This is a genomic window from Prosthecobacter sp., from assembly GCF_049294395.1.
Lineage (GTDB): Bacteria > Verrucomicrobiota > Verrucomicrobiia > Verrucomicrobiales > Verrucomicrobiaceae > Prosthecobacter.
Genome location: NZ_JBAQCR010000331.1, coordinates 30,968 through 45,480, shown reverse-complemented (window position 1 = coordinate 45,480; position 14,513 = coordinate 30,968). Strand labels below are relative to the sequence as shown.

The 14,513-nt window shown below is 58.9% G+C and carries 12 protein-coding genes; 2 read left to right on the top strand and 10 right to left on the bottom strand.

Going from position 1 to position 14,513, the window contains the following annotated elements; genetic code table 11:
• Positions 1-23: 23 nt before the first annotated feature.
• The 5 genes from WAW39_RS21765 to WAW39_RS21745 all read right to left on the bottom strand — a co-directional run bounded on the left by WAW39_RS21765 (position 24) and on the right by WAW39_RS21745 (position 5,808).
• Positions 24-1,187 carry a diflavin oxidoreductase gene (locus WAW39_RS21765; RefSeq protein ID WP_422321269.1) on the bottom strand — a complete coding sequence of 388 codons (1,164 nt, stop codon included), beginning with the start codon at positions 1,185-1,187 and terminating at the stop codon, positions 24-26.
• Between the two features lie 46 nt (positions 1,188-1,233).
• Positions 1,234-2,661, bottom strand: a complete 1,428-nt coding sequence (creC, locus tag WAW39_RS21760) for a two-component system sensor histidine kinase CreC (protein WP_422321268.1) — start codon at positions 2,659-2,661, stop codon at positions 1,234-1,236.
• On the bottom strand, positions 2,658-3,356 hold the full coding sequence (gene creB, locus WAW39_RS21755; protein ID WP_422321267.1) for a two-component system response regulator CreB: 699 nt from the start codon (positions 3,354-3,356) through the stop codon (positions 2,658-2,660). The genes creC and creB overlap by 4 nt, the downstream gene beginning before the upstream one ends.
• A gap of 85 nt (positions 3,357-3,441) precedes the next feature.
• Positions 3,442-4,626, bottom strand: coding sequence for an inner membrane CreD family protein (locus WAW39_RS21750; RefSeq protein WP_422321266.1), 1,185 nt, complete (start codon positions 4,624-4,626; stop codon positions 3,442-3,444).
• A gap of 30 nt (positions 4,627-4,656) precedes the next feature.
• Positions 4,657-5,808 carry a hypothetical protein gene (locus WAW39_RS21745; protein ID WP_422321265.1) on the bottom strand — a complete coding sequence of 384 codons (1,152 nt, stop codon included), beginning with the start codon at positions 5,806-5,808 and terminating at the stop codon, positions 4,657-4,659.
• A 137-nt stretch (positions 5,809-5,945) separates the two neighbouring features.
• Between WAW39_RS21745 and WAW39_RS21740 the strand changes: the two genes are divergently transcribed.
• Positions 5,946-8,405, top strand: coding sequence for a PVC-type heme-binding CxxCH protein (locus WAW39_RS21740; protein ID WP_422321264.1), 2,460 nt, complete (start codon positions 5,946-5,948; stop codon positions 8,403-8,405).
• Between the two features lie 107 nt (positions 8,406-8,512).
• Here the strand turns inward: WAW39_RS21740 and WAW39_RS21735 are convergent, their stop codons facing one another.
• The 3 genes from WAW39_RS21735 to WAW39_RS21725 all read right to left on the bottom strand — a co-directional run bounded on the left by WAW39_RS21735 (position 8,513) and on the right by WAW39_RS21725 (position 12,099).
• Positions 8,513-9,733, bottom strand: coding sequence for an alpha/beta hydrolase (locus WAW39_RS21735; protein WP_422321263.1), 1,221 nt, complete (start codon positions 9,731-9,733; stop codon positions 8,513-8,515).
• A gap of 115 nt (positions 9,734-9,848) precedes the next feature.
• On the bottom strand, positions 9,849-10,562 hold the full coding sequence (locus WAW39_RS21730; protein WP_422321262.1) for a 3D domain-containing protein: 714 nt from the start codon (positions 10,560-10,562) through the stop codon (positions 9,849-9,851).
• A 178-nt stretch (positions 10,563-10,740) separates the two neighbouring features.
• Positions 10,741-12,099, bottom strand: a complete 1,359-nt coding sequence (locus tag WAW39_RS21725) for a replication-associated recombination protein A (RefSeq protein ID WP_422321261.1) — start codon at positions 12,097-12,099, stop codon at positions 10,741-10,743.
• 92 nt (positions 12,100-12,191) lie between these two features.
• Here WAW39_RS21725 and WAW39_RS21720 point away from each other — a divergent pair, with 92 nt between their 5' ends.
• Positions 12,192-12,599, top strand: coding sequence for an RrF2 family transcriptional regulator (locus tag WAW39_RS21720; RefSeq protein WP_422321260.1), 408 nt, complete (start codon positions 12,192-12,194; stop codon positions 12,597-12,599).
• Here WAW39_RS21720 and WAW39_RS21715 read toward each other — a convergent pair whose 3' ends face one another.
• The gene (locus WAW39_RS21715) at positions 12,600-13,904 is read right to left on the bottom strand and encodes a YeiH family protein (RefSeq protein ID WP_422321259.1); all 1,305 of its coding nucleotides are present in this window, start codon (positions 13,902-13,904) and stop codon (positions 12,600-12,602) included. It lies immediately after the preceding gene.
• Between the two features lie 67 nt (positions 13,905-13,971).
• Entirely contained in the window at positions 13,972-14,466 is a 495-nt protein-coding gene (locus tag WAW39_RS21710; protein ID WP_422321258.1) for a hypothetical protein, read from the bottom strand.
• Positions 14,467-14,513: the final 47 nt, after the last annotated feature.

Genomic DNA, 14,513 nt, shown 5'->3' with positions numbered 1-14,513 from the left:
TTGATGCGCAGAGAGAAATCTCCTCAATACACATCCCTCCGGTACCTCTTCCCCTCCTTCATCGCATGCACATAAGCAGCGGCTTCCTCAGCAGTCTTGCCACCCTCTTTTTCAATGATCGTGTGCAGCGCCTTGTCCACATCGCTGGCCATGCGTGATGCATCTCCACAGACATAGAAGATGGCACCTTGCTCCAGCCAGGCCCAAAGTTCGGCGCTGTTTTCCAGCATCTTGTGCTGCACGTAGATTTTTTCTGCTTGGTCACGGCTCCAGGCGGTGCTGAACTTGGTCAGCGTGCCGTCGGTGAGATAGCCTTCAAACTCCTCCTTGTAGAAGAAGCAGGACTTGGAGCTAACTTCTCCAAAGAAGAGCCAGGCTTTGCCCTGGGCGTTCGTCGCCTTGCGTTCTTCCAAAAAAGCACGAAACGGCGCGATGCCCGTGCCCGGCCCGCACATGATGATGGGTGTCTGCTCCTGCGGCTCCGGCAGGCGGAAGCCTTTGCCGTGATTCACGAAGCACGGGATGAGCGTTTCATTCGGCGTCACGCGTTCAGCGAGGAAGGTGGAGGCCACACCACCACGCGCACGGTTGTGACTGGTATAGCGCACCGTAGCGACAGTGAGATGAACCTCCGTCGGATGCGCCTTCTGGCTGCTGCTGATGGAGTAGAGGCGGATGTTCAGCTTCTTCTGCGTGGCCATGAACTCCTCAGGCGTGAACTTCGCGATGGGATTTTCCAGAAGCAGGTCCACGACAAAGCGGCCCCAGAGGTACTCTTTGAGCGCATCTTTCTTCTCCGGCACGCTGAGATCAGCCAGCAAGGTGTCACCTTCCGTCTTTTCGATGATGGCCTTGATGAGCTTGTTGTCGATCTCGGTGATGAGAGTGCCTTCGATCAAGGCCTGCCGAATCGACACCTCGGCCGCAGTCTTCGGGTGCTTGACGATTTCCGTGCCGGAGAAGCCGAGCGCGGCAAGCGTGTCATCCACCAGCGCAGGATCATTCGTGGGCTGCACAGCAAGCGAGTCGCCAGGCGTGTACTCCAAACCTGAAGCACCGAGGTCGATTTCATAATGCGCTGTGTGCTTGGGCGCATCCGGTCCGGAGAGGTTGAACATCCGCTTCACCTTGGCGATGCAGGGGTTCTTGACGTTGTAAACGGGCTTGCCGACTTCTGGTGTACTCATGGGCGGAGACTAGAAGGCCGACCGAAGTTGTCAAACCAGCCCTCCCTCAGCCAGGGAGAATCAACATGGCCTTGGCTCCCGCCGTGCCCTCACGATTCGTCAGTTCCACGCTGCCGCCGTGCAGTTGCGCGACTTCTTTGACAAAGCAGAGGCCGAGGCCGGTGCTCTTCTTTCCACTGTCGGGACGAGGCAGTGAGTAGAAGCGCTCAAAGACGCGGGTGCGGGCATAATCCGGGATGCCTGGGCCTGAATCTTCAATCTCGATCACCACCTGCGAGTCAAAGCGATAGCCGCGAACGGTGATGACACTCCCCTTCGGAGCGAAGTCGATGGCATTCTGCAGCAGATTTCCCACGGCGATTTCGAGCAGCCAGTGATCTCCTCTGACCACGAGTTCACTGCTGATATCACGCTCCAGTTGCACCTCTTTGGCCAGAGCGATGAGCGCCAGATGATCCCATGCACCATCAAGCACTTTCACAAGATCGACGCGCTCGCTGGTCTCAAGCTTCTTCTGCTTTTCGATGGCCGCGAGGTGCAGCAGACGCTCCAGCAGATCGCGCAGTCTGCCAGCTTCGGCGTGGATGTTTTGCAGAAAGCGTGCGCGCTTTGGTTCCGGCACATCGCCCTGGAGGATTTCACCTGCACCGAGGATCGCGGCTACGGGGCTCTTCAATTCATGCGTGAGGCTCTGCACGTAATGCTCCACGTATTCACGTCCTTCTAGTGCATCCCGCATGTCTTCGAGCGCCTTGGCGAGAGTCTTCATCTGATGCCCCGGCATGCGAGGCGAGGTGGAGCGCTCCCCACGGCTCACGGCCAGCGCATGCTGGGTCAGCACCTCCAGCGGGCGCGTGGCCCAGCGCGCTGCGAGATAGATGCCCAGCAGCATGAGCAGCACGGTGGTGATGATGGACCACTTCAGCCAGCGCTCCGTCTCCCACACAAAAGCCAGCACTCCACGCTGGGGCTTGGCCACGCTGAGCATGCCGATGGTCCTGCCCTCATGCAAGATGGGCGCCCCCACATACATCACGATGGAAAGCGGATCGTATTCATTCATGCGGGAGGAGCGTGCGCCATACTGCCCCATGAGGGTCAGATTCACATCACGGTGATTGGAGATCGTGCCCGGCTTCTCAATGCCAGCGGAGTCAAAAATCACACGCCCCTGCGCATCGGTCACATAGACCTGCATGTCCACCCTCGTCTTGCTGAGGTTGTAGATCTGCGCCTTGAGCTGGCGCTGCTGAGCAGCGTGCACCGCTTGCTCGACAGCCTGCGGTTTGAGCACACCGTTGTCCGCATCCGCGCCGATGACTTCGGCGAGAATGTTCGCTACATCGACCATCGGCTCTTCGATGGCTTCAAAGTACTGCCGCTCCACGCGATGGATGAGCTGCGTAAACAGCACAAACAAACCCACCGTCGCCACCACGGCGAAGCCCAGCAGAAAGCGCGCGGTGAGACTCATGCGTCGGGCCAGGTTTCGAGCAGTGAGTAGCCCATGCCGCGATGCGTGACGATGGGGTCGAGCCCCTCACGCACGCCGCGCATGCGGGCGCGCAACGTTTTGACGTGTGTATCCACCGTGCGCTCCATGGAGGCGTCAGGCTCTTCGGAGGCGTGATCCATAAGCTGCTCGCGGCTAAACACACGCCCCGGATGCGCAGCAAAGGCTTTGAGCATGCGGAATTCGTAGCGCGACAGATTCAGCGCAGTGCCGAAGTAAATGGCCTGGCAGCGGGTGTCGTCAATCACCAGCGGGATGGAGGTGTCCGAACCATGCGCAGGCAGCGGAATGGCGGAGACCCGCCGCAGGATGGCGCGCACACGGGCCACGAGCTCACGCGGACTGAAGGGCTTCACGACATAGTCGTCTCCGCCGATCTCAAGTCCCACCACACGGTCCACTTCGCTGGAGCGCGCGGTGAGAAAGAGAATCGGCAGCGACTGTGTCTTGCGGATCGTTTTGCAGACCTCAAAGCCGGTCATGTCAGGCAGTCCGACATCGAGTATGACGAGGCTGAAATCCTGCGATTTCATCTGCTCCAGAGCAGCGTGACCAGTGGCGGCACTCGTGACGGCAAAGCCGTCGGCTTCGAGCGCATACACGACATTTTCGCAGATGGATGGCTCGTCTTCGACAATGAGGATTTTAGCAGGCATTTCGGCTGAGGTGAATGTTTGAACCGCTGACGGGACGCTGACAAGACGCTTGTTCAGAATCTATCAGCGGTTCGAATCATGGGGATCATGCAAGACGAGGCGAAACGGCGCCGAGTTTTTGACTCCAGTCCACCTTCGCAGTCAACGCCATCAGAACGCCAAGCGTGACAATGCCACCTACCGTCAGGGTGAGACCCGTGAGCCCCTTGAAAAAGAAGCTGTAGCTGAAGAGCACCATGTAGGCGGTTTGTGCCACAACAGCCACGCGGAAGATAAAGCCTCCAGCGGCGGCACGAAGGTATCCGCAAACGAGCAGCAATGACGATGCTGCGGCGATGATAAAGCTGAGGTGCACGGGCACCACATCCAGCATGTAGGAAAACAGCAGAGGAAAGGCAAAGAAACCGGCGGCGAGGAAAAAGTAGTTCACCGGATGCAGCGAAACACCACGCGAAGTGGCGGTGATGATGATCACCACAAAGAACAGCAGCAGCGAGAGCGGCGCATAGAAGGAGATCTGCGCAGCCACAGGTCCAGCATTGAGCTCGCGTGGCATTTCCAAGCTGATGCCTGGAGCGGAAATGGCGTCTTCATATTTCCAGACGAGTTCCATCCCCTTGTCAGTCGGCTTGCGGTCGGTGGGTGAACTGACCGGGAAATTCACATCCGTAAAATCGGTGTTCATGGCGAGGTTAAAATCTCGAATGCGGCTGGCATCGGCAAAGGTGTAGCCCCAGAAATTCATACCCCGGCATTCATAGCTGACTGTGACCGGGATGCTCTCACCCGGAGCCAGCTGCACATTGTCAGAGATCATGCCATCCTGCGGTGCCGCCACTGAACGGCGAGCTGTGGCCCCTTCCCCGAGCGTGAAACGGATTTTATCGAGCAGTGTCTTTCCGGCAGGAAGATCAAAGCCCACGTTGAGCGTCTGCGTGATAGCCGTTGTGTTGGTGAAGGTGTAGGCACCTTCAAACTTCACACTGTAGGTGCGGTGCCACAGCAGCCCCATTTTGACGGGTTGATAGCCAAGCTGTACTTTCACATCACTCTTCGCCGGCTGGAGCAGCATGGTGGAACCACTGGAAGAAGTGTAGCGTGCGGCCGGATGCTTTTGCATCAACTGCGGCCCCCAGCGTCCGCTGACATCGTCTCCTGTTTGATAGCCAACATGAGCGGTGCGTTGCGTGATGATTCCACCCAGCAGCCACCAGGCAATGGTGGTGCAGATGAAGATGATGGCGATGCTGATGAGATGTGCAGGTTTCATGGCGATGAGATGAGGTGGATGTATGGAGGATCAGTTGGTGGTGCGTTTGCGGTAGGTGATGCGAGCCTGCGGTTGTTGATCACGGCAGAGAGATTTCCGAAGGTGAAGACCGGGAGGCGTGGCCTTTTCGGTGATTGGATCCACGTTGCCGCTGAAGCTGAGGTCATAGGCCGCTGGCAGCTGCACATTCCAGTCGATCTGCTTCACAAAGAACGGCGTCTGCGGCAGGGCGAGAGAAAGCTCCCCCTCGGCAGGCTGCAAGGGCTCCAGCACGGAAGTGAAGGAGAGTTTCACCTCCGACTCCGCACCATCGGCGGTGGGATCATCGAGTGGAATCTCCACGCGATTGACTTCCCCCACGGCAGCACGCACCGGATCGCCATTCACATGGCACTGAAGCAGCTTGGATGACTCAGGCAGTTGCAGGACAAGTTTGGTCGGCTGATCATGGCGGACAGTGATCGCGCCTTCGGTCAGCACGGAACCATCGCGCACGACCTGCGTGGTGTACACTGCTGTGGAGACAATGGCATCATCCGTGATACTGGCGATCACTGGCTGCGCAGCCTTGCGCGCATCCTCAAAGGAGAAAGTGACATCGGCCTCAGTGGCCGGAAGCGCGGCAAGTCCAGCGCTGGTGAGGGTTTGAGTCGTGTCTCCGTGCTGTAGGCACAGGATTCTGCCCTCGGGAAGTTCTTTGACCGCAAGTGAGGCGATGGGAGAGGCGGCGAGATGCAGCGTGGTCCCCTGCCCAGCTTTGGCGAGCGCAAAGGTAAGCTTCACACTCTGCGCGCCGGCTTTGTCGGTGATGAGACAGAGGTGATCGTCAGTGACGACAAGGCGCGCATCCTTGGGCTCCACAGTGAGCACGCCCGTGGCTGCTCCCGCGAGTGGCACAGCATGCCATTCGCCGTCGAAGTTTTCCACCTGCATCTCGGCGGTGATTGTGGATGCATGGGTATCGAGTTGGTACAACGCTGAAAGCAGCGCTGCAGCGACAGGAAGCGGCGGCTTGGCCATGGGTGGTGGCGGTTCCTTTGGCAGCGTGGCAGCAACGAGGCGCTTGAGTTCGCCATAGGTGATTCGCACCTCGCTCTCATCAAGCGTGGCACTGGTGATGGGCTGGGGCGATTGAGCCAAGAGCGAGGCGGCGGACAGCAGGAGGACGAGGAGTGGTTTCATCGACGTCCATGCTCAAAAGGGACGTGAAACCTTGATGAAGCCGGCATGAAATGGACGTGAAAACACAGTCCACAAATTCGACTTCCCCCAAAGGAAATCGGCTGGCAGCAGCGTTGGTTTACGCTCAACCCATCGTCATGCCAAGACTCATCCTTTCCCTCCTGATTTGCAGCAGCATTCTCAATGCCGTCGAGGTGCCGCCTGCCCTGCGCGACTATGCTCTGCCAGACGCCGCCAAACTCCAGGACGAGCAAGGCCGCGACAACGGCGTGCGGTTTGTGGATCTGAACGGCGACGGCCATGAGGACATCGTTTTTTCCAATGCGCGTGAATACGGCGTCTTTCTCTTCGTGCCGAAGGAGCGCGCCAAGAAGGGCCTGCAATGGAACGAAGGCTGGTCACAGGTCATGCGCGAAGGCAAGGCGGGAGATGCGAACAGCCTGCCACTGATCGTTCGCGCGGATGGCAGCGACAACGGCGTCTCCTTCCTTGATGGTGCGATGTGGAGTGGAACCAAGCAGCGCATTCCATTTGCCGAACTGCTCAAGGTGCCCGGCCCCGCGCCAAAGTCGCCACAGGATTCTCTGAAAGCGCTGCATGTGAAGCCGGGATTTGAGGCCATGCTGGTGGCCGCTGAGCCGCTGGTGCAGGATCCCGTCTTCATCGACTGGGATGCGAAAGGCCGCATGTGGGTGGTGGAGATGGGGGACTACCCCTTTGCCCCTGGCGAAAAAACCAAGGATGGCAGCGTGGGGCAGGAAAAGGTTTCAGACCTCCAAACGGGGCGGGTCAAAATCCTGGAGGACACGAATGGCGATGGTGTGTACGACAAGTCCACCCTCTTCCTCGACGGGCTGAAGCATCCCACGGGTCTCGCCCCATGGAAGAACGGCGTCTTCATCGCCAACATCCCGGACATCTTCTTTGCCGAAGACACGGATGGCGATGGCAAGTGCGACAAACGCGAGACCTGGTACACCGGCTTCACCGCCGGCAATCCGCAGCATTTGGTAAACGGCTTCTGCTGGGGGCTGGATGGCTGGTTCTACGGAGCGAATGGGGACAGCGGCGGCGACATCACCTGTGTGAAGACGGGCAAGAAAATTGCCCTTGGCACCAACGATTTCCGCTTTGATCCACGCAGCGGCGAGTTCGCCCTGGAAGGCGGACGCAGCCAGTATGGCAAGTGGCGCGATGATTTTGGCAACTGGTTCGGCAACAACAACAGCACCATCGGCTGGCACTACTGGCTGCCGTTTCGTTATCTCGAACGTCATCCTGAAGTGGTGGTGAAATCCATCCGCAGCGACATGCATGACGAAAAGCGCCTCTATCCCTCAAGCCCGCCTGTGCGACGCTTCAATCAGGGCAGTGCGGTCAACACCCTGACCTCCGGCTGCTCGCCGATGCCGTTTCGGGACATCACCTTCGGCACCGATGGCGCGCAGGTGATGTTCATCTGCGAACCGGCCAACAATCTGGTGCATCGCGAAGTGCTGAATTACGACGGCGGCACCATCACCTGCAGGCGCCATCCAGGCGATGTGAAAAGCGAGTTCATCGCCAGTGAGGACAACTGGTTCCGTCCCAGCATGGCACGCACTGGGCCGGATGGCGCGCTGTATGTGGTGGACATGTACCGGCTCGTTCTGGAGCACCCGGAATGGATACCGGCTGAGATTGCACGCGGTCTGGATCTGCGCGGTGGGGAGGATCGCGGAAGAATTTACCGCATCAGCAAGAGCGGCGCGGTAGACAGATCGCCTAAAGGCGGGACTGCCATGCACGATCCCATTGCAGCAATGGGTTCTGCAAATGGCTGGATGCGTGACACGGCGCAGCGTTTGTTGATTGAGCGGAATGAGACCTCTGCAGTGGCCGCGCTGAAGCCACTGCTCGGTGCCGCGCCGGCAGTGCGAATTCAGGCGGCATTCACGCTGATGCAGCTTGGTGGCATGACAGCAGATGAAGTGTTTGCCTTGATCCATCCGCTCAAACCGCAGGTGCGTGCAGGAGCCTTGACGGCCACGGGCACGCAGTCGGATGCAGTGTTCAGTGAATTTGAGAAGGTGTTGTTGAAGCAGGTGCCGCAGAAAGCCCCCAGCAAAGTCGTGATGCCAGTGATTACCAACCAGAATCCGAACCGACAGAAGGTCGTGACCAAATACGTGACGGAGGCAGCCAGCCTCAGTGGCGATGCAAAGCGCGGAGCGGCGGTGTTTCAGAAGGTCTGCATGGTGTGCCACAAGGTGCGTGAACTCGGTGTGGAAGTGGGACCCGATCTGACCACGGTGGCCACCAAACCGCGTGAGCAGCTCATCGAGGCCATCTTCGATCCGAACCGCGCCGTGGAGCAGCGCAATGCCGCCACGCAGGTGACGAAAAAGGATCAGTCGCTGCTCGTGGGCCAGCTGGCCTCCGAAACACCGGGCAACATTACCCTTCGACTCCCCGGCGGTGCTGATATCGTAGTGCTGCGCAGCGACATCCGCGAACTCAAAACGCTGACAACTTCGATCATGCCCGAAGGACTGGAGAGCGTGCTCACTGCGCAGGATGTGGCGGATGTGCTGACGTATATTGGCAGCAAGCCATGAGACTGTGGCCACCGGAGTCAGGAGATCCCTGCTCCTTCGTGAAATGTGCGTGTCATTGTGGCGGGTGACGCTGGAAAAGCACCTCATCACCACGCGGTGAGCGGAGGTTACTTCACATCACGCCACAGCCAGCGCAGAGCCTCGGGCAGGCTGGGGGCCATGCCTTTGCTGCCATGGAAGCATTGCGTCCAGTCGATGCGAAAGTCGTAGTTCATGTACTTCAGCGCCGCAGCCATCTGCTTGTTGGCGATGGGCCAGTTGCCGAATTTGTTGTCGAGATCGTTTTCGCCATCGAGCAGGTAGATGCGGATGGGTTTGCGCTCTGAGGCACGGATCAGCGAGGGATAAACATCCCCGCCTTTCAGATCCACGAAGGAGCCGACCCAGGAGAGAACTTTGCGAAATTTATCAGACCGCTCCCACGCGACGGTGAAGGAGCAGATGCCGCCGGAGGAACCGCCTGCGATGGCCCAGGCTTCAGGCTGCGGTCGAAACTTGGTTTGATAGCGCTTCTGAACCTCGGGCAGGATTTCATCGATCAAGAAACTCGCATAAGCAGGCCCAAGCGAGTCGTACTCAAAGCCACGATTGGCAGCCTTCTCACCGGGCTTTTGCTTTGTCATGCGCCCCGGATCAATGAAGACGCCCACCGTGCGTGGCATCTCTTTTTTGTGAATGAGATTGTCAAAGACCACCGAGGCACGCATGGAGCCGTTGGGATCGACATGGCGCGAGCCATCCTGCCAGACCATGAGGCAGGTTTCCTCGCCGGGCTTGAATCCTGCTGGCAGGAAGACGGTCACAGTGCGCACAGTGTCGGGAAAGACCTCGCTGGTGTTCCACTCAAACTTCTCCAGCCTGCCCTGAGGCACATCTTTGTGCGGCAGGCTGTCGGCAGTGTACTCGAAATGTTCGACGTGTACCGTGCCTGCGAGGTGGGGCATTCCCTCAGACTCCACGCGGTAACCGGTTTCGGTGAAGTTGGGCATGTCAGTCACGAGCACCTGCAGGCCGTCCTCTCCCAATGCTGTCATGTCGCCGATCAAGGTGCCATCCTGCTGCACGACTCGTGCGGGCTTGGGATCAATGATGGCCCAGGCGACAGTAGTCGCTTCAATCTTTGCAGCCGCTCTGCCTTGCGTCAGGTTTTGCCGACCAAAGAGGCGCACGACCTGATCATGCAGCATCTGCTGCGCTTCGGAAGTTGATGTCTTTCCCAAAGCCGCCGCAATCTGCCGCGGTGTGATGGAGGGCTGTCCACCCGGTTTGTTTTGAGCAGAACTGAAAGTGACTGCGAAGAGGAACAACGAAAGGAGGGCGAGACGCATGTGTGTGGTTTCTAACGCCACATACAGCGGTGGAATATCGCTGATTTCCCTGGATGCAGTTTTAGCGATCAGAGTAATGACTCATCACGAGGAGCGGGAACCTCAAGTCTCTGATTTAAAGCGCTGCCGTGAACGGCATCTTCCCATGTGGCAGTGCCGCCGTGCGCAGACGCGCCTCAATGCCTTCCATCATGGCGCGCACGTGGCGCCATTTGGTGCGGTCGCGCATGAGGTCCATGCTCTTTTCATACGATCCCCACTGAATGACTTCGATGTCCACATGGCGCACTCCCCAGTTGTCCATCATGGAGCGGTTCGGTTTGTACAAATCGATGGTGCCGGTGCCGACAAGGGCGCTGCCGTAATCATCCACCACATAGGTGACGCCGGGCTGGCCGGCGATGCGGAACAGCGTGCCGACTGGAAAACGAGACCAGTCTGCAGCCGCGCTGCGCACGTTGCCAAATCTCAAATTGGTGCCGATCGCATTCTTCACCCCATAGATGATGTGATCGCTTTCATCGTGCGTGTAGGCGGTCGTACGCACTCGCATCTGAGAATTGCGATACAAATTTGAAGCTGCCAGCAGCGGCGGCTTCGGATCATCAAGCACAAAGGTATAGCGCTTGATCGTGCTGGGTCGGAACGGAACATTGTTCGCCAAGGCCTTGCGCACCTCGTATTTGACGCCTGTTTGCAGAGGAGCGGACGATTTGTGCCGCATTTCTTTCCAGGTGGAGAGCAGCGATTGCTTAGGCAGAGCGCAGCTAGAAAGCGTGGCCATCAAGACACCACAGAGGCCAGAGGTCATCAAACGTGAGTTGTACATGGCTGGAAAGTTTTGGAATTACGAAAAAGATGCCGTAATTTTCATATATCTTCAATATAAAAAGGATAGTTTTCATATTGTTGAAGTTTGAATAAACTTAACTTCCATAGCCTCTGGATAATTGGACTTCTCGCATTTTAAGCCAGCCGAGCCGAATGTTTTACTTTCCCTTCCCCTCTTATTCTGCCTGCTCTTCCCAGAGCTTTCGCCAGTGATCGAGGCGCTCTTTGATACGGGCTTCCAGGCCGTTGGCAGTGGGGTCGTAGTACTGCTTCCCGCCTTCGAGGCAGCGTTGAGGGACGAAGCCGCCCTCATAGTTGTGCGGGTACAAGTAGCCTTCCCCGTGGCCAAACTCTTTGGCAGCCTTTTTGTGATGAGCATCCCGCAGATGCTTGGGCACCGGCAGAGTACGTCCGTTTTTCACATCCTCCAAAGCGGCATCGATGGCGGTGTAGGAGCGGTTGCTCTTCGGCGCGGTGGCATTGTAGATGGTGGCATGCGCCAGAATGATCCGAGCCTCCGGCATGCCGATGAATTCGACGGCCTGCTGCGCAGCCACTGCAACGCGCAGAGCGTTACTATCAGCCATGCCAATGTCCTCACTGGCGGCGATGACAATGCGCCGGGCGATAAAACGGATGTCCTCCCCGGCATAGAGCATCTTGGCCAGCCAGTAGAGCGCTGCGTCGGGATCTGAGGCGCGCATGCTTTTGATGAAGGCGCTGATGGTGTCGTAGTGCGCATCGCCGTCCCCGTCATACACCACGGTCTTTTGCTGCACGGATTCTTCCGCAGCCGCCAGCGTGATCACGATCTCGCCTGCGGCGTTCGGCTGCGTGGAGAGCACGGCAAGTTCCAGCGCATTGAGGCAGCGACGCGCATCCCCATCCGCCACGGTGGCGAGGTGCAGGCGCGCGTCCGGCTCGATGCGGGCGTGCATGCCACCCAGACCGCGTTCCTCATCGCTCAAGGCGCGGTCCATCAGCGCTTCGAGGTCGGGAATGCCCAGCGGCTCCAGCGTGAAAACCTGGGAGCGGCTGACCAGCGGGCTGTTCACATAGAAGAATGGATTGTGCGTCGTGGCGCCGATGAAGCGCAGCGTGCCACGCTCCAGATGCGGCAGCAGCACATCCTGCTGCGCTTTGTTAAAACGGTGAATCTCATCCACAAAGAGGATGGTCGTCTTGTTATAGAGCCGGATGTGATGCCCGGCATTCTCCGCCTCCTTGCGGATGTCTGCCACGCTGCTCTCCACGCCGCTGAGCGTCACGAAGCGCGATTTCGTCTCCTGGGAGATGATGTGCGCCAGCGTCGTCTTGCCCACGCCGGGCGGTCCATACAGGATGATCGAAGAAAAGCGGTCTGCCTGCACGGCACGGCGCAGCAGCTTGCCCTCGGCCAGAATATGCTGCTGGCCGGCATACTCCTCCAGCGTGCGCGGCCGCATGCGGGAGGCCAGCGGCGCGCCTGCATGGTGCACCGCTGCACCCGCTCGTGGCGGTTCAGGGGGCGGTGAGGCAAAAAAATCGTCGCTCATGCAGTGGAAGGGACGATGAATGACGCGGAAACGCGCCGGCAGCAAATCGCAGTTTGCACCGGCGGTCGTTTGATGTTCGATACCCCCCCCTGATGAAGCTCTCCAAAAAAGCCGAATACGCCCTCCGCGCCCTCGTGGCGATGGGACGTGAGCGCGAGGGCACCAATTTCTCCATCCAGGATCTCGCCAGTAAAGAGCACATCCCCCTGAAGTTTCTGGAGCAGATCCTGCTGGCCCTGAAAAACGGCGGCCTCCTGCGCAGCAAACGGGGCGTGGGCGGCGGCTACCAGCTCGTCACCCATCCAGCGCGAATCACGATTGGAGAGGTGGTGACGCTGTTCGACGGCCCGTTTGATCCCATCCCGGGAGCGGACCAAGATGCGCTGGGGCAGGTCTTCAGCGGCCTGCGCGACCAAGTGGCACAATGGTTCGCGGAGCACACCGTGGCGCAGATCATCGCCCAGGAACGCTCGCGCGAGACGGTGTCGTTTGATATTTGATCACTTGCCAAACAACCACATGGCCAGGATCAACGTCCATGCGATGTTGAACACCTGACCGCCCAGGAAAGCGAGCGCGGGCTTACCACCGCCGAGATTGAAGAGTTCACCCAATCGCGTCTCCAAGCCGATGCAGACGAACGCCGCGGCAAACCACACTTCACGCAGGCCTTTGAGGGGCTTGCTGGCGGCTTCTGCCACGCCGGCAGGCACGAAGTACGAAAACACCACGGAGGCGATCACGAAACCGATCACGAACTTGGGAAAGCGTTCCCAGATGATCCTGATGGAGGGCTTTTCTTTTTTGGACGCGCCATCCTTGCCGCCGCGCATCGTCCACCAGATGGACAAAACAAAAGCCGCTACGCCGATGAGCACATTCTGCGAAAGCTTGACGATGACACCCACCTTGGTGGCGTCCTTGCCCACCTGTTCGGTCGCAGCCGCCACCGAACCACTGGTATCGAGCGTACCTCCGATCCAGGCACCACCCACGGCCTCAGACAAGCCCATGGATTTGACCGCCCAAGGCATCATGATCATCATTGGCACAGCACAGAGAAGGACAATGGACGTGACGTAGGAGAGCTTTTTGCGGTCCCCCTGAATCGCGCCGCAGGCGGCAATGGCGGCGGACACCCCGCAGATGGAAACGGCGGTGGAGAGCATGACACCAAACTCATCGTCCACCTTGAGCTTCCGGGAGATGAAGTAACACACATACCACACCACCGGAATGACCAATGCGGCCTGCACCAGACCCGGGAGACCCGCCTTCATCATTTCCGGCAGCAGGATCGTCGCGCCGAGGAGCACGATGCCCACCTTGATGAAGAATTCCGTGCGCACCGCCTCGCGCAGCCACTCAGGCACGGGCAGCGTGTGACTCCAGAGCATGCCCAGACCGAGCGCGAACACCACGTATTCGAGCCCCCAGGCCTTGATGCCCGCATGGGCCGCGATCCACTGCGCCAGCCAGCCCAGTACAAACACCACCACAGCACCGCATAGAAATGACCCAACTTTTTTGCCAAGTGAAGCAGCCAGAGCGAGCGCCGAGATGCCGAGAAACAAGGCCAGCAAGACACCGCTGACGGCGAAATTGTCCGCAGAGAAGGCTTTGGCCGCATCTGCCGCACCGCTCCAGCCCAGAGCAGGCATTTTGGGGCTCCACCCTTTCGCCACCGCGATCAAGATGGGCAGTGCGGCCAGAACAGCGAGCCAGTCTTCATTTTGCCACCAGCGTGCGGTGGAGGGTCCAGGAGTGGGATACGCAGAGTCGGAGGCAGCGGAGTTGGCGGGCATGATGAATGGGTAAAAAAATCGCGGTGGAAAAACCACCGCGACTCAAACGCCCGCTGGGAGGGAGATTTTACTGCCAGTTGCCAAAGGCATAGGGATTGTTGCCGGGTTGCTGGCCATAGCCATTGCCTGGGTAATAACTGGACTGCTGGCCGTAGCCGTAGTTTGGCCGCTGGCCATAACCATAGCCATTCTGTGGCGGGCAGCTCTGCTGGCCATAAGGCTGGTTGTAATTCGGCTGGCCGTAACCTTGCTGGGGATACTGACGCTGGCTATTGCTCAGCATGCTGCCAGCCAGAGCACCGAGGACGCCGCCAATGGCGGCTCCTTCAAGCCCCCGATGGCGCTGATTGCCGATGATGCCGCCCGCGCCAGCACCGATGAGAGCGCCTGCGACGGTGCCGCCTGCCGAGGAGCGGCCATAGCCGCCGCCGCCATAGCCTTGATTGTATCCACCGTAGCCGCCACTGCCGTAACCATAACCGTAGGGATCAGCGCAGGAGGTCAGGGCGAATGTCAGCAGCAGGGTTCCAAAGGTCAGCGTGCGAACGAGGGAAGTCTTCATGAGGTGGTGATGTAAATCTTGTCCTGCACTCTGACGCGCCCTTTGGC